The organism is Kitasatospora sp. NPDC056184 (assembly GCF_042268405.1).
Classification (GTDB): domain Bacteria; phylum Actinomycetota; class Actinomycetes; order Streptomycetales; family Streptomycetaceae; genus Kitasatospora.
Genome location: NZ_JBHJUI010000003.1, coordinates 177,278 through 199,914 on the forward strand (window position 1 = coordinate 177,278; position 22,637 = coordinate 199,914).

The following is a 22,637-nucleotide window of genomic DNA, read 5'->3' on the forward strand; positions in this document are numbered from 1 at the left end:
CACCGCCGGGACACCGGACCTTTCGGACCGGTTCGCGGCAGCGGCGCTTCCGCAGACGACACCCTACGCGATGGGCCTTCTCACCGTGACCGGCACCCCCCTCCCCGACCCCATTGATCTTGACGAGGACGGCGACGACGCGGTAAGGCGCTCCGCCGGCACCGGCGAGAGCAGCCGCGCCAGCCGCCACTGGTGGGACCGCAACGCCGACGAGTACCAGGACGAGCACGGCGAGTTCCTCGGCGACGACCGGTTCACCTGGTGCCCCGAGGGCCTCGACGAGGCGGACGCCCGACTGCTCGGCGAGATCGCCGGCCGCACCGTCCTGGAGATCGGCGCCGGCGCCGCCCAGTGCTCGCGCTGGCTGGCCGGCCGCGGCGCCCGCCCGGTCGCCCTCGACATCTCGCACCGCCAGCTCCAGCACTCGCTGCGGATCGACCACGCCCGCGGCACCGCGCCCGTCCCGGTCGTCCAGGCCGACGCCGCCGTCCTGCCCTTCGCCGACGCCTCCTTCGACCTCGCCTGCTCCGCCTACGGCGCCGTCCCGTTCAGCGCCGACACCGACGCCCTGATGCGCGAGGTCCACCGGGTGCTGCGGCCCGGCGGGCGCTGGGTCTTCTCGGTCACCCACCCGATCCGCTGGGCCTTCCCCGACGAGCCCGGCGTCGAAGGGCTCACCGCCGTCGCCTCCTACTTCGACCGCACCCCCTACGTCGAGCAGGACGAGCGGGGCCGCGCCACCTACGTCGAGCACCACCGCACCCTCGGCGACCGGGTCCGCGAACTCGTCGCCGCCGGCTTCCGGCTGCTCGACCTCGTCGAGCCCGAGTGGCCGGAGGGGCACGAGCAGGACTGGGGCGGCTGGTCGCCGCTGCGCGGGCGGCTCATCCCCGGCACCGCGATCTTCGTCACCGAGCGGGACTGACGCGTGCACCCTTCCTGGCGCGAGCTGCCCGTCCGCACCGCCCTGCCCGCGCTGCACGAGGCGCTGGACGGGCCCGGCACCGCCGTCCTCGCCGCGCCGCCCGGCACCGGCAAGACCACCCTGGTGCCGCTCGCCCTGGCCGGGCTGCTCGGTTCCGGACCCGTCCGCCGCGTCCTGGTCGCCGAACCCCGGCGGCTCGCCGTCCGGGCCGCCGCCCGGCGGATGGCCTGGCTGCTCGGCTCGTCCGTGGGCCGCGAGGTCGGCTACACCGTGCGCGGCGAGCGGCGCGTCGGGCCGGACACCGTCGTCGAGGTCGTCACCACCGGCGTGCTGCTGCAACGCCTCCAGCGCGACCAGGAGCTGCCCGGCGTCGACGTCGTCGTCCTCGACGAGTGCCACGAACGCCACCTGGACGCCGACACCGCGCTCGCCTTCCTGCTCGACGTGCGCGCCGCCCTGCGACCCGAGCTGCGGATCGTCTGCGCCTCCGCCACCTCCGACACCGCGGCCTGGGCCGAACTCCTCGGCGGCGCGCCGGTGGTCGAGGCGCACGGCGTCTCGCACCCGGTCGAGGTGGTGTGGGCGCCGCCGCCGCGCGCCGTCCGGCCCGCGCACGGCACCCGGGTGGACTTCGCGCTGCTCGACCACGTCGCGGCCACCGTCCGGCGGGCTCTGAGCGAGCGGGACGGGGACGTGCTCTGCTTCCTGCCCGGCGTCGGCGAGATCGCCCGCGTCGCCGGACAGCTGTCCGGCGTGCCCGCCGAGGTGCTCCAACTGCACGGCCGCGCCCCGCAGACCGTCCAGGACGCGGCGCTCACGCCGTCCACCTCCCGCCGCGTCGTCCTGGCCACCGCGGTCGCCGAGTCCTCGCTCACCGTGCCCGGCGTGCGGATCGTGGTCGACGCCGGGCTGGCCCGGGAGCCGCGCACCGACCACGCCCGCGGCCTCGCCGCCCTGGTCACCGTCCGCGCCTCGCTCGCCGCCGCCCGCCAGCGCGCCGGCCGCGCCGGACGCGAGGCGCCGGGCACCGTCTACCGCTGCTGGCACGAGGCCGAGGACGCCCGCGCCGCCCGCTTCCCCACCCCGGAGATCGCCCTCGCCGACCTGACGTCGTTCGCCCTCCAGGCCGCCTGCTGGGGCGATCCGGACGCCACCGGGCTCGCCCTGCCCGACCGGCCCCCGGCGGGCGCGATGGCCGCCGCCCGGGAGACCCTGCTCGCCCTCGGGGCGGTGGACGCGGACGGCCGGGCGACGAAGCGCGGCGTCCGCCTCGCCCGCACCGGCCTGCACCCCCGCCTCGCCCGCGCCCTCGTCGACGGCGCGCCCGTGGTCGGCGCCGACCGGGCCGCCGAGGTGGTCGCGTTGCTCTCCGAGGAACCGCCGCGTGCGTTGGGGGACGACCTCACCGCCGTCCTGCGCACCGTCCGCACCGCGCGGGACCCGTACGCGGGCCGCTGGCGCGAGGAAGTCCGCCGCCTCCTGCGAGCCACGGGATCCGAACCCGTCACTCAGCTCCCCGACACCACCGCCGTCGGCCTCGTCGTCGCCCTCGCCTTCCCCGAACGCATCGCCCGCGCCCGGGTGGAACGGCCCGCCCCCGGCGAGCGCAGCCCGTACCTGATGGCTTCGGGCACCGCCGCCGAACTCGCCCCCGGGACCACGCTCGGTGCCCTGCCCTGGCTCGCCGTCGCGACGGCTGACCGCCCGGCCGGCTCCCCCTCCGCCCGGATCCTGAACGCCGCCGCGCTCGACGAGGACACCGCCCGCCGAGCCGGCGCGGCGCTGCTGACAGACCGCGCCGAAGTCCACTGGGACACCCGGCGCAGCGAGGTCGTCTCCCGCCGGGTCGATTCCCTAGGCGCCATCGAACTCGCCGAGAAGCCCCTCACCAACCCCGACCGGTCCCTCGTCCACGCCGCCCTCCTGGAAGGCCTCACCCGCGAGGGCGTCAGCACCCTCCTGAGTTTCCCGTCCAACCTCCGCGAACGCCTGGCCTTCCTCCACACCGCAATCGGCGCCCCCTGGCCCGACGTCTCCGACGAGGCGCTCCTCGATCGCGCCGAAGAGTGGCTGGAGCCCGAACTCTCCCGCGCCCGCCGCCGCGCCGACCTGGCCCGCATTGATACGACAACCGCCCTCCAACGCCTCCTCCCCTGGTCCACCGGCGAGGCAGGCCGCTTGGACGAACTCGCCCCCGAGCGCATCACCGTGCCGTCAGGATCGAAGATCCGAATCGACTACACCACCGAACGCCCGGTGCTGGCGGTGAAGTTGCAGGAACTCTTCGGCTGGAAGGCGGCCCCCATGCTGGCCGCCGGAAGAATCCCCCTCACCATCCACCTCCTCTCCCCCGCCGGCCGCCCCGCCGCCATCACAGGCGATCTGGCGTCCTTCTGGCACAACGGCTACCCCGCCGTCCGCGCAGACCTCAGGGGCCGCTACCCCCGCCACCCCTGGCCCGAAGACCCGACGGCGGCAGAGCCCACCAAGCGCACCAACGCCCGGAAGTAGTAAGCGAAAGGCTCCGCTACCCGTCGATCGGGTAGCGGAGCCTCCGACAAGGGTCAGGCCGCCTTCGCCATCGGCCGAGCACGGTCATACAGGTCACGCGCGTACCGATTTCCCTGGTAGGGCTTGATCACGGCCATCATCGAGCGGAAGCGATCGTCGGCCCGACCGGACTGGATGGCCGGGTAGTCGTCGAGAGCCCGGTGCCAGTCCACGCAGGCTTCTTCGAGTCGGCCGGCCTGCAACTTCCACTCCGCGAGCATGCCGGTCATCCGCACCCGGTTGCGGACATAGACGGAGTACCGCAGGCGGTCCGACGACTCCATGGCGGTGATGGCGCCGGTCTTGTCACCGAGTTCCCACCGGACCTTGGCCTCGTGGTACGCCAGGGAGGACGGGTCGTAGGAGCCGAACGCCTTGGCCTTGGACTCGGCCCGCTCCATCGCGACCTCCGCTAACCCCAGGTGGTACAGGGCTCCGGCCTTGTCGCCGGTCTGGGCCGCGGAATGGGCCTGCTGCCCGGCGAGGAAGGCCCGCATCCGAGGGCCGGCCTGCGGTGAGGCGGCTGAGGCGGCGTCCGCGAACCGCATGGCGGTACTGCCGTGGCCGAGATCGACGGCCTGAACGCTCATGCCGCGCAGGGTGGTGCAGTACGTGAGGTGGTCGCCCGCGTGCCCTGCCAGCTCCAGGGCCTTCATGTAGTAGCGCTGCGCCAGGGCATCGTGGCGTTCATCCATGGCCATGTAGCCGGTCAGGTAGCAGTGGTCGGCTGCGGCCGACAGCATCGCCTTACGAACATCCTCGGTGGCGTCCGCCTGTAGGTACGGGGCGATGGTGTTCACCAGGAACGAGGCGGCCATCGGACGGGCCATCCGGCCGCCGAACTGGTCGTCCAGATCGCTGATCCGCTCGGTCATCGCCATGACCGAGCGGACCTCCGCCATACCGATCCGCGTGTGCGGGTTGGTCCGCAGCAACTCGAACCGGCCGACCAGGTCGGGCCAACCGGGGATGCCGAGGGCCACCGAGTACAGGCTCGCCGTGAGGACTCCCCGCCGCGATGGGTCCATGTCCGCACTCCCCAAGTCGATCAGTCCCGACACCGTATCCGTCGACTGCTCGGCGGTGGCCGATTTGTCGGAGAATCCGGCCTCGAAGGCTGTGATCGGCCGTTTGAGCCTCCGCGCCAGCGCCTCCAGGACCACCGGCAGGGCCCTCACCGCAGGCGAGGTGCCGGCGAGCCAGTGAGAGACGGCCGAGGCGTCGTACTTGAGCCGTTGCCCAGTCTCAGTGCCGGTCCGGTTGACGGCCCGCGCCAACTCCCCATTCCCCCAAGTGGCTTCGATCATCAACGAGGCGAGCTTGCGGTTCGGCACACGGTCGGTTCGCACGACAGTTCCCCCTTGCAAGCGGGTTTCAAGGGTTTCAACTTCCCGGCTCATCTCGACCATAGCCGACGACAGGTCGAGCTTGTTGACTTTTCGTTACCAGTCAATCACCAGCAGTAGTGCGACTTGCCCCTCCCTTGTTCTTTCGAGGTACCCCATGCTCATTTCCCGCCACCCCCGCACGTTCGCCGCCCGCCTCGACTCGCGAACCGAATCCAACCAGCTCGCCAGGCATTTGCTCCGCGCCTACCTCGCCGCCCTCCCGACCGGCGACCACTACTCCGGCATCGCCGAACTCCTCCTCAGCGAGCTGTTCGCCAATGCCGTCCAGCACTGCGACGCCCCTATCGACCGCCTCGTCGAGATCCGCATCGCCCTCATCAATCACCGCCTGCGCCTCGAAGTCCACGACGCCGGCAGCGGCCGCCCGTCCCTGCGCTCCCCCTCCCCCGACGACGAGCACGGACGCGGCCTCTTCCTCGTCAACGAGCTCGCCGAACGCTGGGGTTGCTGCCCGCGAGCCGGTGGCATCGGCAAGTTCATCTGGGTCCTCATCGCGCCTTCCCTCACCACCGCCGGCGAACTCCTATCCACCACCCCCGGCCCCCGAGACCACCACGAGCGAAAGGTCCAGGCATGAACAAGGTGCTGATCACCGGAGGTGCGGGCTTCATCGGCTCGCACTTCGCCAGGCGGCTGCTGCGGTGTGACGATGTGGCCCAGGTGACCGTGCTCGACGCCCTCACCTACGCCGGGAGCGTGGAGAACCTGGGCGAGGCGATGTTGTCGCCCAAACTCGCGTTCGTCCCCGGCAACATCCTCGACACCCTGCTGGTCGAACGGCTCGCCCAGGAGCACACCGCAATCGTCCACTTCGCCGCCGAGTCGCACGTGGACCGGTCCTTCTTCGACACGGGGAACTTCCTCTCCACCAACGTCCTGGGCACATACACGCTCCTGGAGGCCGCCAGGAAGACCCACATCCGCCGCTTCGTCCACGTATCCACCGACGAGGTCTACGGGCCGCTGACGACAGGTCAAGCCGTTGAAGCGGACCCGGTGCGGCCGAGCGTGCCGTACGCCGCGTCGAAGGCTGCCAGCGACCTCGTGGCGCTGTCCTACTTCCAGACGTTCGGCGTACCGGTATGCGTGACCCGCTCCTCCAACAACTACGGACCGCGCCAGCACCCCGAAAAGATCATCCCGCTTTTCATCACCCGCCTCCTCAAGGGTCAGGAACTCACCCTCCACGGAAGCGGCCAGCACGTGCGCAACTGGCTCCACGTCGAGGACAACTGCCACGGCATCGAACTCGTGCTCCGCGACGGCACCCCCGGCGAGGTCTACAACATCGGCGGCGGCACCGACCTGTCCAGCAAGGAGTTGACCGGCATCCTTCTGCAGATGTTCGGCGCGGACTGGGACCAGGTGCGTTACATCCCTGACCGGGCCGCCAACGACCTGCGCTACGCCATGGACTGGTCCAAGACCGCTGCCCTCGGCTACCAGCCCGGCAAGGACCTGGTGAACGGCCTCGTGGAGACCGCCGACTGGTACCGGAACAACCCCGACCGGTGGGCGCCGCTCTTGCGCACCCCCACCGAGGCCCCCAAGCCCTTCCACCATCCCGTGTGAACTCCCCGCTCGCGACAACGGAACGGACAATGCCTTGAACAGCAGCACCCCCGAGTACCGGCGAAACGCGACCCCCTTCCTCCACGGCCAGGAGACCGAGACGGTGTCCCGCGTGCTTGCGGCTGGCCAGTACGGACACACCGAGGTCACCGAGGAATTCGAGCGGAAGGTCGCCGCGTTCCTCGGCGTGCCGGACGCGGTTGCCGTCACCTCCGGCACCGCCGCGATGCACACCGCACTCCTGGCGGCGGGCATCGGCCCCGGGCACGAGGTGGTTGTCCCCTCGCTGACGTTCTGCGCGACCATCCAGGCGATCCTGGCCTGCGGTGCCGCACCTCGCTTCATCGAGGTCGCCCCCCACACCCTGTGCGTCGAGCCGGACGCGGTGGCGGAGGCGATCACCCCCGCCACCCGGGCCGTGATGCCCGTTCTGTTCGGCGGCCGGGCCATTGACCTCTCCGGCATTCGGAGCGCGCTCGACCGGCAGGGCATCGCCGTCATCGAGGACGCAGCCCACGCCTTCGGCTCCTACAGCGGTCCTGCCCGGGTCGGCGGCACCGGAGATCTGACGTGCTTCTCCTTCGGTCCGGTCAAGAACCTGACGTGCGGCCAGGGCGGGATGGTCGTCCCCCGTACCCCCGAGGAAGCCGCCACGATCCGCAGGCTGCGGCTGCTCGGTGTCGTCGCCTCGCAGGCCGAACGGCAGGCCGCCACGTCCTACCATGTGGAGGCATTCGGCCTGCGCTACCAACTGTCCTCGATCAACGCGGCGATCGGGCTGGCCCAGCTCCCCGGGTTCAAGACCACCGAGGTCAAACGTCAGCGGCTGTGGCGGGCCTACCGTACGGCCCTGCACGGCGCCAAGGGCGTCACCCTGGTGGACGTGGACGTGGACCACACGGTGCCGCACCTGTTCGTGGTGCGGGTCGCCGACCGGGAAGTGGTCTTCCGACGGATGCTCGCCGCAGGAATCGCAGTCGGCGTCCACTACCCGCCCAACCACCTCCAGCCCGCCTTCGCTCAGTGGCGGCGAAGCCTTCCGGTCACCGAACAGCTCGGGAGGGAGATCCTGTCGCTGCCGTTCCACCAGCACATGACCGAGGACGACATCCACCACGTCGCCGCCACCCTCAAGCGCGCCACCGGGAACGGACGGTGAGGCGCGCGGCCGTCCTCGGGAAGGGGGCCCTCGCCGCGCACGCGTGCGAGACGATCGCCGCTCTGACCGGCACCACACTGGATACGGTGATCCCGAACGCGGTCGAGCCGGACTGGGACATGCGGCTGTCCGACTACGTCATCGAGCGCTGGCCGGCCACCCGCGTCCTACGCTCGGGCGACTGGCGGGACCTGGAGCCGGGCCGCTGCGACCTGGTGTTCAGCGTTCTCTATGACAAACTCATCGGCCCTGAGCTGATCGACGCCACCGAGCACATCATCAACTGCCATCCTGGCCGTCTGCCCAGCTACCGGGGCGTGCGGCCGGTCAACTGGGCGCTGCGCAATCGCGAGCACCTGCATGGCATCACGATCCACGTCATCGACTCCGGGATCGACTCCGGGCCGATCCTCGCCGAAGCGGTCTTCTCCATCTGGCCGGACGTGGACGAGGTCAAGGACGTGTGGCGGCGGGCCATGGAACACGGGCGGCTGCTCATCTCGGACACGCTGCCCAAGCTGGAGCGTATCGTGCCCCGGCCGCAGGAGACATCTGCGGCGGTCACCCACTTCAGCCGTGACAACGCCGGACTCGGCGAACGCAGCAACTGGACACGGGCGGAATCCACAGGCGGGAGCAGCGTCCACGGCGTCTGAGAGCGCTGGAGCCCGGGGCGAAGCTCGCCCCGGGCTCCAGTGACCGGCCGTCAGTGCGCGACGGCAGCCGCCAGGACCAGGTCCACCAGCCGGTCGGCGGCGTCCGGCCGGCCGTAGGAGCGCGCGCGCTCGGCCATGCCCGCACGGTGGTGGGCGTCGGTCAGCAGCGGATCGACCGCCACACGGAGGCGCTCCGCCGTCACATCACCGAGCAGCGCGACCGCCGCCCCGGCATCGTGCAGGTGGCCGGCGTTGTGGGCCTGCTCGTTGCCGGCCGAGCTGGCGAGGGGAACGAGAACCGAGGCCTTGCCCAGCGCCGTCAGCTCCGCGATCGTGCCCGCCCCGCTGCGGGAGACCACCACATCGGCCAGTGCGAGGACATCGGGCAGCTCGGGGCCGACGAACCCGGTGAGCAGATACCGGGACACCAGATGCGGGGGAAGAGCCGCGGCGCGGGCCCGCAGGGCTTCGACGTTCGCCGGGCCGCACTGGTGGATCACGTTGGCACTGGCCAGCAACCAGGGCAGGACGTCGGCCACCAGTCCGTTGATCTGCTCCGAGCCCTGCGCGCCGCCGGTGACGTACACCGTCGGCAGGTCACGGCGGAAGCCGTGCAGCCCAAGAGCCTGGATCGCCTTGTCCGCATCACCGGTCAGCACCTCGGGCCGCACTGGATTGCCGGTGACGACCGCAAGCGAGCGGACCGCCTCGGGCAGCAGCGGCAGCGTGGACTCGGACGACACCGCGATGCGTGCCGCCCGTCCTGCGAGCGTTCGGTTGGCCAGGCCCAGGCGCACCGTCTGCTCATGGACGACCAGCGGGCGACGACACAGCGAAGCGGCGATGCCCACCGGAACCGCGACGTATCCGCCCGTGGCCAGCACCACGTCCGGGCGGAACCGGGAGACCACTGCGCGGGCCTGGGCGACACCGAGCGGCACACGCGCCATGTCCCGCACGTTCGCAGGGGAGACCATCTTGATCGGGTTCCGGTGGCGCCGGATCTTCCCCGTGGCGACCTCGGTGAACTCGATTCCCTCACCCGCCGCGACACGGGACTCCAAACTGTCCGCCGTGCCGACCCACAGCACATCCAGCGCCCGGCCGGCAGCGGCGAGCCTCGCCCGCGCGGTGCGCACCGCGGTGAGCGCCGGGTAAGTGTGACCGCCGGTTCCGCCGCCCGTCACGATCAGCCGGAAGGCTCGCTCCGGGTGGCGGCCGACGGCATCGCTGATCACAGAGGAACTCCCCATCCGTTCATGCCTGGAAAGCGGCGTCCGAACACTGCGGACGATAGCAGGACACCTTCCTCGCCATCGGCGCGCGAACTGTGCAATGCCGCAGTCAGCTTCACCCCATCGAGGGCACGTCCGCGACACCTCCCTCGGCAGCCCGAACACGGGCGATCGCACCAACGCCAGGAGCCGGACGACGACCGGTGGCTAGCGCACCACCGGGATCGCCCCGGAGCGCCAGTCGGCCAGCCGCCTGCGGATGTTCGACACCATCGGCAGTCCATCCGTTTCGGCCGGGGTGAACCACGCCACCTCGTGGGACTCGTCGGACACCCGCAACTCCCCGCCGAGCGGGCGTCCGAGGAGGCAGATCGAAAACTCCTGCCGGACCTCGCCGTCGTCGTAGGCGAACACGTGCCGGGGGTCGGTGTAGGTGCCGACGATCCCGGTGATCTCGATATCGATGCCGGTCTCCTCGCGCGTCTCGCGCACCCCGCACCCGGCGAGCGACTCGCCGATGTCCATCCTGCCGCCGGGCAGCGCCCACATCCCGTTGTCGGTACGTCGCTGGAGAAGAACCCGGCCCGCGTCGTCGACCACGACCACGGACGCGGCCGGGACCAGGGAGTTGGCCTCGGGGGCGTTGGGGTCGTCCTCGTAGTCACGCCTGGGCATGATCCACCACCTCCGTCACCGGGACAGTCCACACGTTCCGGCCCCTCTCCCACAAGTCCTCGACGTGGCCTGCGAAGGGATCGAACACACCGTCGTCCTGGGCCCGCCTGAAGTGCTCCGGCTCGAAAGGCTCAGCGGGACATCCCCCTCCAGCTCCCTCTTCCTCGGCAACGAGCTCGCCGAGCGCTGGGGCTGCCGCCCCCGCGCGGGCGGGGTCGGCAAGTTCGTCTGAGCCCTCGCCGCCTGAACACCCGCCCTCGACCACCAGTGCTGCGCAGGAAGTCGATCCACCCGACTTCCTGCGCAACCCCGTTCTTCGGGCGCCGCCCGCCGCCCGCTTCCCGCGCGCGACGCCGTGGCTCAGGAGGAGGCCCACCAGGTCGCGGGGGACGCGGCTGTGTAGCCCAGGGACTCGTAGAGCGGGCGGCCCAGCTTGGAGGCGGTGAGGGTGGCGGGGAGGTCCGTCACGTGGGCGAGGGCGCCGAGCATGACGGCCCGGCCGACGCCGCGGGAGCGGAAGGCGGACGAGGTGGCGATCCAGTAGTGGCTGGCGATGCCGTCGGCCACGACGCTCACGCCGGCGCCTGCGGGCACGCCGTCGACCGAGGCGACGAACACGTCCACGCCCGGCTGTTCGATCAGCGCCGCCGGGAAGAGTTCGCCGGCGCGGTGGGGCTCGAATCTGTCGAGTTCGAAGCCCTCGATCACGATCCGCTCGGCCGCCCAGAGGTCCTCGGGCCGCCGCACCCGGGTCACGTCCGGGGCCGGGGCACCGACGGGCCCGGGCAGGCGCAGCATGACCGGCATCTGCCAGGTGCGCAGGCCCAGGTGGCTGAGGTCCATCGAGCTGAACGGATCCTCGACGATCACCGAACCTGCGGCCCGGCGGACCAGCTCGCCCACCTCGGCCGCTTCGCCCGGGTCGAGGTCGGGTTCCTGGACCAGGATCCGCAGGCCCGCACGCTCGTCGCCGTCGACGGCGAGGAACCCGCGGTGCCGGATCACCTCGTGCCCCCGGGACGCGCCGGTGGCGGTCCAGAAGGAAGCGGAGTTGCGGGCCTGGAGCGTCGGCGCCTCGGCCAGGAGCGCGCGGCGGTCGGTCGACCTGGATTCCGTAGTCATCGGGCCCACGGTAGTACGAAATTGACTCCGTGACACGGGTTGATCAACTGCGGGCCGACGAAGCGCGGCGACGCGCGACGCCGACCCGCCGGCAGCGGGGACGGTCAGAGCTGGCTGACCCAGTACGGCTCGACGGTCATCCAGCCGTTGCCCCGGGCGCCGTTGAGGCGGCCGGTGCTGGTGCGGGCCAGGGTGTACCAGGACTCGACGTAGTCCGGGTCGTCGGTCCACCAGGACGTCGGCAGCGCCGCCAGGACGGCGTTGACCAGCGGGATGTAGGCGCCCTGGTCGGCGATGGTGAGCAGGACGGCGGCGACGGCCTGGGCGAGCGCCAGGTAGTTGGTGTCGCCGTCGTCCTCCATCAGGACGACGTCGGCCAGGTTGTACTTGTAGTTCGACCAGTTCACCAGGATCTGGTTGGGGTAGTACGTCGTGCCGTCGTACTGGAGGTACGGCATGGCGACCGAGTCGACCCGGACCTTGCCGTCCAGGCCGAAGCCGGACACCAGGCTGAACATCTCGGCGGCGCCCTTGAACCAGGGCTCCTCGTCGTCCTTCACCTCGACGGAGGTGATCTTGGTGCCCCACCAGCCGGCGGCCTGCGCGGCGGTGGGGGCCTGGGCCGCAGGAGCGATGCCGCGGGCGGCCAACTCCCGCTGGAGCACGGCGGTCCCGGCCTCGGTCGCCTTGGCCCCGTCGATGTCGACCAGGTAGACCGGGCGGGCGGGCAGGGTGGCGGCGTCGAGGCCGTGGGTCCGCCCGGCGGTGTCGTAGGCGCGGACGGTGCGGGCGTGCTCGTCGGTGCCGGCGGTGGCCACCAGCGGCGCGGCGCCCGCGTCGAGCGCGGCCCGCATCGAGGGGTCGGCGAGCTGGACGCGCAGCAGCGGGCCGAGGTCGGCGCCGAGGCCCTTGGCGGCGGCTATGCCGAGGTCCGCGCGGGTGGTGGCGGCGGCGAGTCCGCGGGCGGCGGTTCCCGGGGCCTCGGCGGCCAGCGGGGCGAGCGCGGCGCCGCCGGGCGCGGCGGCGGTCGCCGAGCGCAGCCGCTCGCGCAGGGTGGGGTCGGTGAGGGAGGCGGCCAGGGTGCGGGCGACCTCGTCCTCGATCGCGGTGACCCGGGACGCGGACGCCGAGGGCGCCGGGGCGGCCGGAGGGGCGGCCGGGGCGGCCACCGCCTGGCCCGCGCCGAGCGCGAGCAGGGGCAGGGCCGTGAGCGCGACGACGGCACGTCGTACGCGGGAGTGGGACATGAGGGTTCTCCAGGCTCGTCGGGTGAGGCGTCGGAGCGTTGGTGCGGACCGGCGTCGCGATCAAGAGCGACGGCGCCATGACAAGTGAAGGGGTTCCCTGACCCCGGATCAACCCCCCGGGGCCACCGCAATGGACCGCAGGCTCCTGGCCGGTCCCCCGGATTCCGGCGGCACGGCGGTCCGCGCCCTGCCGCCGGCGCTCAGGACCGCCGCTCCGGCGGGGCGTCGGCGGGCACAGCGTCGGCAGGGGCGGGCACAGCATCGGCGGGCACGGCCCCGCCGGGTCGGGCACCGGCCGGTGGGCGGACCGCCGGCGCGGGGAGTCTGCGCGCCGTTCGCCGGGCGGTGACGAACTCCACCGGGACTCCGGCGGGTTCCAGCACCCGGGCGAGTTCCGCCGCCACCGCCCGGGGGTCGCCGGCGCCGACGCAGTACAGCGGGCGGGGTTCGCGCACCCGCACCTCGACCTTCCACCCGTCGTCCTCCGGCACCGGTCGGCCGTCCGGCGGCCCGGTGACCAGGTGCACGATCCGCACCCCCAGCAGGTCCGCCGCCGGCCGCCACCGGCCTGCCGGACCGGGCCCGACGATCCGGAACCGGTCGGGGGCGTCGGGCGGGCGCAACTCCAGCCGGTGGAACACTCGGAGCGGGTCCCGCATCTCCCTGGTCGCCCACAGCAGCGAGCACAGGAGGTGGACGCCGCCGACGATCGCCAGATTGGTGCGGGGGTCGAGTTCCACCAGGCACCGGAGCACCAGGATCAGCGGAACGTAGGCGGGGATCCACCACACCTGCCGGGCGACCCCGAGGGCCACCCGGGAGAGGACGATCCACCCGGCGGTGAGCCACCGCCCACCGCCCGGACGGATCGTCAGAATCGTCGATCCCCCGGTGCTGCGCAGGCTCAGCTCCGGCTTCTTCACGGCCTTCACCGGCATCACCACCCCACCGCCTCAGCGTAGGAGCGGGCACCCCCTCCGGGAAGACCGACGGCACCGCCGGTGGGCGCTCCCCGACCCGCCCGCACCGGCTCATCCGCACCGGCTCATCCGCCGCCGGAGAAGCCTCCGCCGGAATTGGCCGAGCCCGAGCCGCCGTAGACCCAACCGCCGGAGGAGGGGCGGGGCTTGGGGCGGACGCGGCGTTCGGTGCGGCGCAGGACGGGGACGCCGGCCGGGCCGAGCAGGTCCTCCAGGGCGTGCTGGAGCGCGTCGGCCTCGGTGCCCTTCGGCGCCTGGTGCGAGCGGCCGTCGTCGCCGGTCACGGTCACCACCGTGATGGTGAGGGTGCGGGCGGCCGGCGCGGGGTCGCCCTCGTAGGGCTCCTCCACGGCCTCGTCCAGTTGGATCCGCCGCAGGCCGGAGATCGGGGCCCAGTCGTCGGCGCGGGCACCCCGGACGCAACGCAGTTCGGTCGGGGCCCGGGCCGGGGTGAACTGCACCCGGCGGACCGACCGCAGCTCGCCGGCCGCGGCGAACGGCCACAGGAGCAGCGCGGCGGACACCCACAGCGCCCCGCAGAAGGTCACCGCGCCCACGAAGGTGGCGCCGACGATCACCGCGACCATCACGAGCAGGATGCCGGCGGGCAGGAACACGACGCCCACGGCGAGCAGGACGGCGAGCGTGCGCAGCACCAGGAGCGTGGCGGCGGGCCAGGAGCCCCCGCCCGACTCGAACACGAGGTCGACGGTGGTGCCGTCACGGCCGCGGCGGAGCACCTCATCGGCGGGCATACCCACCAGGGTAGGACCGCTCCCCGATGCCGGAAAGGCCCCGGGTGTACCCTCGGCGAGGTTGCACCCGGGGCCTGTTGACGGTGCGTCAGTGCGCGGCGGCCTCCCAGTCGGCGCCGACGCCGACCGAGACGTCCAGCGGGGCGCGCAGCGGGTAGGCGCCGGCCATCTGCTCGCGGACGACCGCCTCGACCGGCTCGCGCTCGCCGGGGGCCAGCTCCAGCACGATTTCGTCGTGCACCTGGAGCAGCATCCGGGAGGTCAGGCCGGCGGCGCGCAGCGCCTCGTCGACCCGCAGCATGGCGATCTTGACGATGTCGGCGGCCGAGCCCTGGATCGGGGCGTTGAGGGCCATCCGCTCGGCCATCTCGCGGCGCTGGCGGTTGTCGCTGTTGAGGTCCGGCAGGTAGCGGCGGCGGCCGAGCAGGGTCTCGGTGTAGCCGGTGGCCCGGGCCTCCTCGACGACCCGGTGCAGGTAGTCGCGCACGCCGCCGAAGCGCTCGAAGTAGGTGTCCATCAGGCCCTGGGCCTCTGCGGGCTTGATGCCGAGCTGCTGGGAGAGCCCGTAGGCGGAGAGGCCGTAGGCCAGGCCGTAGGACATCGCCTTGATCTTCCGGCGCATCTCGGCGTCGACGGCGCTGCCCGGCACCTCGAAGACCTGGGAGGCGACGGTGGTGTGCAGGTCCTCGCCGCTGGCGAAGGCCTCGATCAGCGCCTCGTCCTCGGAGAGGTGGGCCATGATCCGCAGCTCGATCTGCGAGTAGTCGGCGGTGAGCAGCGACTCGTAGCCCTCGCCGACGACGAAGGCGCGGCGGATCATCCGGCCCTCCTCGGTGCGCACCGGGATGTTCTGCAGGTTCGGGTCCTGCGAGGAGAGCCGGCCGGTGGCGGCGACCATCTGGTTGAAGGTGGTGTGGATGCGCCCGGCCGGGGAGACGGTCTTGAGCAGTCCCTCGACGGTGGTGCGCAGCTTGGCCTGGTCGCGGTGGCGCAGCAGGATGACCGGCAGTTCGTTGTCGGTCTGGGTGGCGAGCCAGGTGAGCGCGTCGGCGTCGGTGGTGTAGCCGGTCTTGATCTTCTTGGTCTTCGGCAGGGCCAGCTCGCCGAAGAGGATCTCCTGGAGCTGCTTGGGCGAGCCGAGGTTGAACTCGCGGCCGGCCGCGGCGTGCGCCTCCTCCACCACGCGCTGGATCTCGGCGGCGAACTGGGCCTCCAGGCCGGTGAGCCAGTCGCGGTCGGCGGCGATGCCGGTGCGCTCCATGCGGGCGAGCAGGGCGGCGATCGGCAGCTCCATGTCGCGCAGCAGTTCGGTGGCGCCGACCTCGGCGAGGCGGGTGTCGAAGAGCGCGGCGAGATCGAGCACGGCGCGGGCCTGGAGCATCAGTGCCTGGGCGTGCGCGGCCGGGTCCTCCTCGGGGGCGTCGAAGGCGAGCTGGCCGGACTCGGCGGCGGGGGCCGGGGCGAGCGAACGGGCCAGGTACTCCTCGGCGAGCACCTCCAGGGTGAAGGTGCGGCGGCCGGGCTTCTCCAGGTAGGCGGCGAGGGCGGTGTCGGCGACGACGCCCTCGACGGTCCAGCCGCGCTCGGCGAAGGCCCGCATGACCTGCTTGGCGATGTGCAGGGCCTTGGGCGCGGCCGGGTCGGCCAGCCAGGCGGCGAAGGCCCGCTCGTCCTCCTCGGCGAGCAGCGCCGGGTCGAACCAGGCGGCGGTCTCCCCGGCGGCCAGCGCCACCTCGGTGACCTCGCCGCTGCCGAGCGCCCACTGGTAGACGGCGGCCAGCGCGACCGGGGACTTCCCGGTGGCGTGCTCCTGGAGCCAGGCGGCGAGGGTGCCGGGGTCGGTGAGCAGTTCGCCGTCGACCTCGACGCCGGGTGCCAGCTCGGCGGCCTCGGGCTCGGCGGCGGCCGGGTCGATGCCGAAGACGCGGTCGCGGAAGTTGGCGTTGCGGAACTCCAGCGACTCCATGAGCGCGCCGACGGCCGGCGCGTCGAACGGCGCGCGGGCCAGGTCGCCGACGCCGAGCGGGAGTTCGACGTCGCGGACCAGCTCGGTGAGGACGCGGTTGCGCCTGACCGAGTCGAGGTGCTCGCGCAGCTTCTCGCCGATCTTGCCCTTGACCTCGTCGGCGCGGGTGACCAGTTCCTCGAAGGAGCCGAACTGGTTGACCCACTTGGCGGCGGTCTTCTCGCCGACGCCGGGGATGCCGGGCAGGTTGTCGGACGGGTCGCCGCGCAGCGCGGCCAGGTCCGGGTACTGGCGGGGGGTGACGCCGTACTTCTCGGCGACCTTCTCCGGGGTGTAGCGGGTCAGCTCGGAGACGCCCTTGGTCGGGTAGAGCACGGTGATGTGCTCGGTGACCAGTTGCAGGGAGTCCCGGTCGCCGGTGACGATGTCGACGTCGAAGCCGGCCGCCTCGGCGGCGGTGGCCAGGGTGGCGATGATGTCGTCGGCCTCGAAGCCCTCGGCGGTCAGCCGCGGCACGTTCATGGCGTCGAGCAGCTCGCCGATCAGGCCGACCTGGCTGCGGAACTCGTCCGGGGTCTTGGCCCGGTTGGCCTTGTAGTCGGGGAACTCGACCGAGCGGAAGGTCTGCCGGGAGAGGTCGAAGGCGACCGCGAGGTGGGTGGGGGCCTCGTCCCGGACGGTGTTGGCCAGCATCGAGGCGAAGCCGTACACCGCGTTGGTGGGCTGGCCGGTGGAGGTGTTGAAGTTCTCCACGGGCAGCGCGTAGAACGCCCGGTAGGCCATGGAGTGCCCGTCGAGCAGCATCAGGCGGGGCCGCGATCCGGCCCCGCCGCCACCCGGCGCGCCCTTGTCCGTACTCTGCGTAGCCACGTCAACGTCCGTTCCTGCCGATTCCACTACCGGCCACCGATCCTAGGGCCCGCCACCGACAAAAGGGGCATGCCGGGGGCGGGGGCCCCTCGGGTGCGCTCGCGCCCCGGGCGCCACACCCGCCTCCGCCCGCCACCGCCTCTACCGCCGAGTAGGACGGTCGTACGATCACAGGCAGCACGACGACGTGACCCCCGAGCGGCAGGAGCTCCCCCATGACCGATCCGGCCCCCGACGCGGCCGCCGCCTCCGACGCGGCTCCCGGCGCGACCCCCGACGGCACCGCCCAGGCCCCCCTCCTCCTCGACGTCTCGCCGGAGATGCTGGAGCACTTCGCCAAGCTGGGCGTGGACCCGGCCACCTTCTCCGGCGGGCTGCTCGGCGAGAAGCTGGGCATCCGGATCGTCGAGGCCTCCGGCGACCGGGTGGTCGGCACCATGCCGGTGGACGGCAACCAGCAGCCGTACGGCCTGCTGCACGGCGGCGCCTCGGCGGCGCTGGCCGAGACCCTGGGCTCGGTCGGCGCGATGCTGCACGCCGGCCCGGGCCGGTACGCGGTGGGCGTGGACCTGAACGCCACCCACCACCGCTCGGCCACCTCCGGCCTGGTCACCGGCGTGGCGACCGCGGTCTTCAAGGGGCGCACGGCCGCCACCTACGAGATCGCGATCACCGACGACACCGGCAAGCGGGTCACCAGCTGCCGCCTCACCTGCATGCTGCGCGACCTCTGACCTGATTTCTCGTCAAATCCCTTGCCCGCCCCCTTGTTTGACCTTCGACCGCCCTGGGCAGTCGTTGGTCTGGACAAGGGGGCGGCGGCATGTCCGGGATTTTCCATCGACGTAACACTGCGTAACAAGTAGGACATCCGAGCAACTGACAGTGCCGGAGATCGAAGCGGACGAAAGCGGCCTGCCAGCCCCACCTTCGTCCGATATTCGGACGTCCATGTCCGCCACCAACACCCTGAACACTGATGTCCGATTATCGGCGAGGCCAGGAGTCACCTGCCCTTCTACGCCTTACATAGGGCGAGTTGGGAAAGAAGCCCCCGGCACTGGCGGATCGATCGGGCCGGAACGACCACATACTGAGACGCCTTCTCTGTGTGCTCATAACAAGAGAATCACAGCCTCGCCGCACCACTGCCCGAGCCGCCGACCGACATCTAGAGTCACGGCCAGTCACCGCGCCAAACGGAATGGGCCAGGCCCACCGCGCATCCAGGCTCCCGCCGTTCAGGCGCGGCGCCCTCCTGAACCGAAGGGGACCCTCGTGCGTCATCGTTCAGCAGTTGTCGTGAGCATTGCCGTGATCGGCGCCCTCACCCTCACCGCGTGCGGTTCCCGCGACGACAAGAAGTCCGGGGACAGCGGCAAGGGCGGCGGCTCCACCACCACCGTCGTCATCGGCATCGACGCCCCGCTCACCGGCGACCTCTCCGCCCTCGGCCTGGGCATCCGCAACTCCGTCGACCTCGCGGTCCGGCAGGCCAACGAGAAGAACGAGGTCCCCGGCGTCAAGTTCGAGATCAAGGCCCTCGACGACACCGGCAAGCCCGCCCCCGGCCAGCAGAACGCCACCCAGCTGGTCGGCGACAAGAGCGTCATCGGCGTCGTCGGCCCGCTCAACTCCAGCGTCGCGCAGTCGATGCAGCAGATCTTCAACGACGCCAACCTCGTCCAGGTCTCCCCCGCCAACACCGGCGTCGCCCTCAGCCAGGGCGAGAAGTGGGCCACCGGCGAGAAGTCCCGCCCGTTCAAGAGCTACTTCCGCACCGCCACCACCGACGCCGTCCAGGGCCCCTTCGCCGCCGACTACCTGGTCAAGGACGCCAAGAAGACCAAGGTCTTCCTCATCGACGACCAGAAGACCTACGGCGCCGGCCTCGCCGCCACCTTCAAGGGCCAGTTCCTCAAGAACGGCGGCCAGATCGTCGGCGAGGAGCACGTCAACCCCGACGACCGCGACTTCGCCGCCGTCGTCACCAAGGTCAAGTCCTCCGGCGCCGAAGCCGTCTACTACGGCGGCGAGTACCCCGCCGCCGGCCCGCTCTCCCTCCAGCTCAAGGACGCCGGCGTCAGCATCCCCCTGATGGGCGGCGACGGCATCCAGAGCGGCGACTTCATCAAGCTCAACCCCAAGGGCCAGGGCGACCTCGCCACCGCCGTCGGCCTGCCCGTCGAACAGCTCCCCACCGCCGCCAAGTTCATCGCCGACTACAAGGCCGCCGGCTTCAAGGACGCCTACGAGACCTACGGCGGCTACTCCTACGACAGCGCCTGGGCCATCATCCAGGGCGTCAAGGCCGTCGCCGCCGTCAACAACGGCAAGCTGCCCGACAACCCCCGCGCCAAGGTCGTCGAGGCCGTCCAGAAGGTCACCTTCGAGGGCGTCACCGGCAAGGTCTCCTTCGACGAGTTCGGCGACACCACCAACAAGCAGCTCACCGTCTACACCGTCAAGGACGGCAAGTGGGCCGTGGAGAAGTCCGGCACCTTCAACGGCTGACCCGAACCTGACCTCGCGTCAGGCGAACTGAAGCACACCGGAGTTACCCGCGCGGGGGCGCCACGAGTGCCCCCGCGCGCACCCGCATCCACCACCCACGGACACCCCACACGCACAACGGAGGCCCAGCGGTGCACGACCTACCGCAGCAGCTGGCCAACGGCCTGATCCTCGGCGCCCTCTACGGGCTCGTCGCGATCGGCTACACGATGGTCTACGGCATCGTCCAGCTCATCAACTTCGCCCACGGCGAGATCGTCATGGTCGGCGGCTTCGGCGCCCTGACCGCCTACCTCGCCCTCCCCGGCGGCACCACCCTGTGGCTGGCCCTACCGCTGATGCTGATCGCCGGCATCCTGGTCTCCACCCTCACCGCCGTCGCCGCCGAACGCTTCGCCTACCGGCCGCTGCGCACGGCACCCCGGCTCGCCCCGCTGATCACCGCGATCGGCCTGTCCATCGCCCTGCAGCAACTGGTCTTCGCCTTCTACCCGGACGCCAAGAAGGCCCGGGTCTTCCCGAAGATCCCCGGCGACCCCCTGGAACTCGGCTCCGTCGCCATCCAGCGCAGCGACCTCTTCCTCATCGCCGCCGCCCCGCTCTGCATGATCGCCCTCGGCTGGTTCGTCACCCGCACCCGCTCCGGCCGCGCCATGCAGGCCACCAGCCAGGACCCCGACACCGCCAAGCTCATGGGCATCGACACCGACCGGATCATCGTCATGGCCTTCGCCATCGGCGCCGCCTTCGCCGCCGTCGCCGCCGTCGCCTACGGCCTGCGCAGCGGCCAGGTCGACTTCCGGATGGGCTTCCTCCTCGGCCTCAAGGCCTTCACCGCCGCCGTCCTCGGCGGCATCGGCAACATCTACGGCGCCATGCTCGGCGGCATCACCCTCGGCCTCGCCGAAGCCCTCGCCACCGGCTACATCCAGCACCTGCCCGGCATGCACCTCTTCGGAGGCGGCGCCTGGAAGGACGTCTGGGCCTTCGTACTCCTCATCGTCGTCCTGCTCGTCCGGCCCCAGGGCCTGCTCGGCGAGCGCGTCGCGGACAGGGCGTGAGCACCATGACCACCACCGGCACCGAAACCACCCCGGTCATCCCCCTGCCCGGCCGCACCGCCGCCCTGCTCACCGGCCTCGGCGCACTCGCCGTCACCGCCTCCGCCCTGACGCCCTGGACCTGGACCTCCGACTACCCCGGCGACCTCACCTACTACGGCTCCCCCGCCGGCCTCCAATGGCTCGCCCTCGTCGCCGGACTGCTCACCCTCCTCCTGCTGCTCGCCACCCAGGGCGTCCCCGGACTCCGCTGGGCCGCCCCCCGGCACAGCCACAACGCCGTCCTGTTCGCCGCCACCGGCGCCCTCGCCGTCGGCTGGTTCTCCGCACTCTCCATCGCCAACGACCTCGGCGGCCTCGCCAACCTCGAACCCGGCGGCTGGACCCTCGCCGCCGGCTCGCTGCTCGCCGTCGCCGGCGCCCTCGGACTGCCCCTGGACCGGCGCACCGCCGTCCCGCTGCGCTTCCTCGACCAGCGGCTCTTCCTGCTCGTCCCGATCGCCCCCGCCGTCTGGTTCGCCACCCACGCCATCCCCGAGGACAAGCCGGTCGCCCCCGTGCTCACCGCCCTCGCCGGCGGCCTCGCCCTCGCCACCGGCGGCGTCCTGCTCGTCCAGGTCGGCCACCTCGCCAACACCTGGCTGCGGCTCGGCACCGTCCAGCGCCCGCTGCCCACCCCCCGCGAACTGCCCTCCTGGGTCGAGGTCGGCCTCATCGTCGTCGCCTTCGCCATCGGCCTGTTCGCCATCACCTTCGGCATCGACACCGAGTACGGCGAACTCTTCACCGGCTACCTGCTGCTCGCCGCCTCCGTCGCCGCCGCACTCGGCCGCTCCGGCCTGATCGCCCGGCTGCGCGCGCTGACCGTCAAGTACCAGGCCGTCACCACCGGCGCCGCCTTCGCCGCCGCCGCCAGCTTCCCCTTCACCCAGACCAGCGACCAGTACACCTCGGTCGCCACCAACATCCTGATCTTCGCCACCGTCGCCCTCGGCCTCAACATCGTCGTCGGCCTCGCCGGCCTGCTCGACCTCGGCTACGTCGCCTTCCTCGGCGTCGGCGCCTACAGCGCCGCCCTGGTCTCCGGCTCCCCCGCCTCGCCGATCCACGTCCAGTTCCCCTTCTGGGCCGCCGTGCTCACCGGCGCCGTCGTCTCCATGCTCTTCGGCGTCGTCATCGGCGCCCCCACCCTGCGCCTGCGCGGCGACTACCTCGCCATCGTCACCCTCGGCTTCGGCGAGATCTTCCGCATCACCATGCTCAACCTCAACGGCACCACCGGCCCCAAGGTCACCAACGGCTCCAACGGCATCCCCCGGATCCCCGACCTGGAGATCCTCGGCTGGAACCTCGGCAAGCCCACCACCGTCTTCGGCGTCGAACTCGGCCGGTTCTCCAACTACTACCTGCTGATGCTGCTCGTCACCGCCCTCGTGGTGCTGGTCTTCGCCCGCGTCGGCAACTCCCGCATCGGCCGCGCCTGGGTCGCCATCCGCGAGGACGAGACCGCCGCCGAGGCCATGGGCATCAACGGCTTCCGCCTCAAGCTCCTCGCCTTCGCCCTCGGCGCCTGCCTCGCCGGCCTCGCCGGCACCGTCCAGGCCCACGTCAGCTACACCGTCACCCCCGACCAGTACACCTTCGCCGAAGCCCTGCCACCCAACTCCGCCTTCCTGCTCGCCGCCGTCATCCTCGGCGGCATGGGCACCATCAGCGGCCCGCTCGCCGGCGCCACCCTCCTCTTCCTCATCCCGAAGAAGCTGGAATTCCTCGCCGACTACCAGCTGCTCGCCTTCGGCATCGCCCTCATCGTCCTCATGCGCGTCCGCCCCGAGGGCCTCATCCCCAACCGCCGCCGGCAGCTGGAGTTCCACGAGGCCGCCATCCCCGCGCAGCCCACCGGCGACACCGTCGCCCTCACCAAGGCAGGGGCGTGACCCC

Annotated in this window: 19 protein-coding genes; 11 read left to right on the forward strand and 8 right to left on the reverse strand. The window is 71.9% G+C overall.

What is annotated here, in order from left to right; translation table 11 throughout:
• Positions 1 to 70 precede the first annotated feature (70 nt).
• Complete coding sequence (locus tag ACFC0B_RS08505; RefSeq protein ID WP_376083886.1) at positions 71 to 925, forward strand: class I SAM-dependent methyltransferase; 855 nt, start codon at positions 71 to 73, stop codon at positions 923 to 925.
• Positions 926 to 928: 3 nt separating this feature from the next.
• On the forward strand, positions 929 to 3,436 hold the full coding sequence (gene hrpB, locus ACFC0B_RS08510; RefSeq protein ID WP_376083888.1) for an ATP-dependent helicase HrpB: 2,508 nt from the start codon (positions 929 to 931) through the stop codon (positions 3,434 to 3,436).
• A gap of 53 nt (positions 3,437 to 3,489) precedes the next feature.
• Here hrpB and ACFC0B_RS08515 read toward each other — a convergent pair whose 3' ends face one another.
• Positions 3,490 to 4,782: a tetratricopeptide repeat protein gene (locus ACFC0B_RS08515; protein ID WP_376084371.1), complete on the reverse strand. Its 1,293-nt coding sequence runs from the start codon at positions 4,780 to 4,782 to the stop codon at positions 3,490 to 3,492.
• A gap of 196 nt (positions 4,783 to 4,978) precedes the next feature.
• Here ACFC0B_RS08515 and ACFC0B_RS08520 point away from each other — a divergent pair, with 196 nt between their 5' ends.
• Genes ACFC0B_RS08520 through ACFC0B_RS08535 form a run of 4 tightly spaced genes read left to right on the forward strand, consistent with a single transcriptional unit; the run spans position 4,979 to position 8,271 of the window.
• Positions 4,979 to 5,461 (forward strand): ATP-binding protein, encoded by a 483-nt coding sequence (locus tag ACFC0B_RS08520; RefSeq protein ID WP_376083890.1) that lies wholly within the window; start codon positions 4,979 to 4,981, stop codon positions 5,459 to 5,461.
• Positions 5,458 to 6,456, forward strand: a complete 999-nt coding sequence (gene rfbB, locus ACFC0B_RS08525; protein ID WP_376083892.1) for a dTDP-glucose 4,6-dehydratase — start codon at positions 5,458 to 5,460, stop codon at positions 6,454 to 6,456. Before ACFC0B_RS08520 ends, rfbB begins: the two co-directional genes overlap by 4 nt.
• Before the next feature lie 34 nt (positions 6,457 to 6,490).
• Positions 6,491 to 7,615 (forward strand): DegT/DnrJ/EryC1/StrS family aminotransferase, encoded by a 1,125-nt coding sequence (locus tag ACFC0B_RS08530; protein ID WP_376083894.1) that lies wholly within the window; start codon positions 6,491 to 6,493, stop codon positions 7,613 to 7,615.
• On the forward strand, positions 7,612 to 8,271 hold the full coding sequence (locus tag ACFC0B_RS08535) for a formyltransferase family protein (RefSeq protein WP_376083896.1): 660 nt from the start codon (positions 7,612 to 7,614) through the stop codon (positions 8,269 to 8,271). The genes ACFC0B_RS08530 and ACFC0B_RS08535 overlap by 4 nt, the downstream gene beginning before the upstream one ends.
• 50 nt (positions 8,272 to 8,321) lie before the next feature.
• Here ACFC0B_RS08535 and ACFC0B_RS08540 read toward each other — a convergent pair whose 3' ends face one another.
• The gene (locus ACFC0B_RS08540) at positions 8,322 to 9,509 is read right to left on the reverse strand and encodes a glycosyltransferase (protein ID WP_376083898.1); all 1,188 of its coding nucleotides are present in this window, start codon (positions 9,507 to 9,509) and stop codon (positions 8,322 to 8,324) included.
• Positions 9,510 to 9,713: 204 nt separating this feature from the next.
• Positions 9,714 to 10,181: an NUDIX domain-containing protein gene (locus ACFC0B_RS08545; RefSeq protein WP_376083900.1), complete on the reverse strand. Its 468-nt coding sequence runs from the start codon at positions 10,179 to 10,181 to the stop codon at positions 9,714 to 9,716.
• Positions 10,182 to 10,245: 64 nt separating this feature from the next.
• Between ACFC0B_RS08545 and ACFC0B_RS08550 the strand changes: the two genes are divergently transcribed.
• On the forward strand, positions 10,246 to 10,413 hold the full coding sequence (locus ACFC0B_RS08550) for a hypothetical protein (RefSeq protein WP_376083902.1): 168 nt from the start codon (positions 10,246 to 10,248) through the stop codon (positions 10,411 to 10,413).
• A 128-nt stretch (positions 10,414 to 10,541) separates the two neighbouring features.
• On the opposite strand, the gene ACFC0B_RS08555 is transcribed toward ACFC0B_RS08550, so the two are convergent.
• The 5 genes from ACFC0B_RS08555 to polA all read right to left on the reverse strand — a co-directional run bounded on the left by ACFC0B_RS08555 (position 10,542) and on the right by polA (position 17,055).
• The gene (locus ACFC0B_RS08555) at positions 10,542 to 11,303 is read right to left on the reverse strand and encodes a GNAT family N-acetyltransferase (protein ID WP_376083904.1); all 762 of its coding nucleotides are present in this window, start codon (positions 11,301 to 11,303) and stop codon (positions 10,542 to 10,544) included.
• Between the two features lie 104 nt (positions 11,304 to 11,407).
• Positions 11,408 to 12,550 carry a DUF3103 family protein gene (locus ACFC0B_RS08560; RefSeq protein ID WP_376083906.1) on the reverse strand — a complete coding sequence of 381 codons (1,143 nt, stop codon included), beginning with the start codon at positions 12,548 to 12,550 and terminating at the stop codon, positions 11,408 to 11,410.
• A gap of 200 nt (positions 12,551 to 12,750) precedes the next feature.
• The gene (locus tag ACFC0B_RS08565; RefSeq protein ID WP_376083908.1) at positions 12,751 to 13,488 is read right to left on the reverse strand and encodes a hypothetical protein; all 738 of its coding nucleotides are present in this window, start codon (positions 13,486 to 13,488) and stop codon (positions 12,751 to 12,753) included.
• A 107-nt stretch (positions 13,489 to 13,595) separates the two neighbouring features.
• Positions 13,596 to 14,285: a hypothetical protein gene (locus ACFC0B_RS08570; protein ID WP_376083910.1), complete on the reverse strand. Its 690-nt coding sequence runs from the start codon at positions 14,283 to 14,285 to the stop codon at positions 13,596 to 13,598.
• An 88-nt stretch (positions 14,286 to 14,373) separates the two neighbouring features.
• The gene (gene polA / locus ACFC0B_RS08575; RefSeq protein ID WP_376084373.1) at positions 14,374 to 17,055 is read right to left on the reverse strand and encodes a DNA polymerase I; all 2,682 of its coding nucleotides are present in this window, start codon (positions 17,053 to 17,055) and stop codon (positions 14,374 to 14,376) included.
• Positions 17,056 to 17,441: 386 nt separating this feature from the next.
• Between polA and ACFC0B_RS08580 the strand changes: the two genes are divergently transcribed.
• The 4 genes from ACFC0B_RS08580 to ACFC0B_RS08595 all read left to right on the forward strand — a co-directional run bounded on the left by ACFC0B_RS08580 (position 17,442) and on the right by ACFC0B_RS08595 (position 22,633).
• A complete protein-coding gene (locus ACFC0B_RS08580; RefSeq protein ID WP_376084374.1) occupies positions 17,442 to 17,855 on the forward strand; it encodes a PaaI family thioesterase in 414 nt (137 codons plus the stop codon).
• 544 nt (positions 17,856 to 18,399) lie between these two features.
• A complete protein-coding gene (locus tag ACFC0B_RS08585; RefSeq protein ID WP_376083912.1) occupies positions 18,400 to 19,635 on the forward strand; it encodes a branched-chain amino acid ABC transporter substrate-binding protein in 1,236 nt (411 codons plus the stop codon).
• 131 nt (positions 19,636 to 19,766) lie between these two features.
• Positions 19,767 to 20,696, forward strand: a complete 930-nt coding sequence (locus ACFC0B_RS08590) for a branched-chain amino acid ABC transporter permease (RefSeq protein WP_376083914.1) — start codon at positions 19,767 to 19,769, stop codon at positions 20,694 to 20,696.
• Positions 20,697 to 20,701: 5 nt separating this feature from the next.
• A complete protein-coding gene (locus ACFC0B_RS08595) occupies positions 20,702 to 22,633 on the forward strand; it encodes a branched-chain amino acid ABC transporter permease (protein WP_376084376.1) in 1,932 nt (643 codons plus the stop codon).
• The last annotated feature ends 4 nt before the right edge of the window (positions 22,634 to 22,637 follow it).

Bases quoted from the DNA above. Each gene is read 5' to 3' on its own strand.
- ACFC0B_RS08515 (WP_376084371.1), bottom strand. From the start codon at position 4,782: ATGATCGAAGCCACTTGGGGGAATGGGGAGTTGGCGCGGGCCGTCAAC.
- ACFC0B_RS08570 (WP_376083910.1), bottom strand. From the start codon at position 14,285: ATGCCCGCCGATGAGGTGCTCCGCCGCGGCCGTGACGGCACCACCGTC.
- ACFC0B_RS08560 (WP_376083906.1), bottom strand. From the start codon at position 12,550: ATGTCCCACTCCCGCGTACGACGTGCCGTCGTCGCGCTCACGGCCCTG.
- ACFC0B_RS08555 (WP_376083904.1), bottom strand. From the start codon at position 11,303: ATGACTACGGAATCCAGGTCGACCGACCGCCGCGCGCTCCTGGCCGAG.
- ACFC0B_RS08580 (WP_376084374.1), top strand. From the start codon at position 17,442: ATGCTGGAGCACTTCGCCAAGCTGGGCGTGGACCCGGCCACCTTCTCC.
- ACFC0B_RS08505 (WP_376083886.1), top strand. From the start codon at position 71: ATGGGCCTTCTCACCGTGACCGGCACCCCCCTCCCCGACCCCATTGAT.
- rfbB (WP_376083892.1), top strand. From the start codon at position 5,458: ATGAACAAGGTGCTGATCACCGGAGGTGCGGGCTTCATCGGCTCGCAC.
- ACFC0B_RS08520 (WP_376083890.1), top strand. From the start codon at position 4,979: ATGCTCATTTCCCGCCACCCCCGCACGTTCGCCGCCCGCCTCGACTCG.
- ACFC0B_RS08595 (WP_376084376.1), top strand. From the start codon at position 20,702: ATGACCACCACCGGCACCGAAACCACCCCGGTCATCCCCCTGCCCGGC.
- ACFC0B_RS08565 (WP_376083908.1), bottom strand. From the start codon at position 13,488: ATGCCGGTGAAGGCCGTGAAGAAGCCGGAGCTGAGCCTGCGCAGCACC.
- ACFC0B_RS08545 (WP_376083900.1), bottom strand. From the start codon at position 10,181: ATGCCCAGGCGTGACTACGAGGACGACCCCAACGCCCCCGAGGCCAAC.
- polA (WP_376084373.1), bottom strand. From the start codon at position 17,055: ATGCTGCTCGACGGGCACTCCATGGCCTACCGGGCGTTCTACGCGCTG.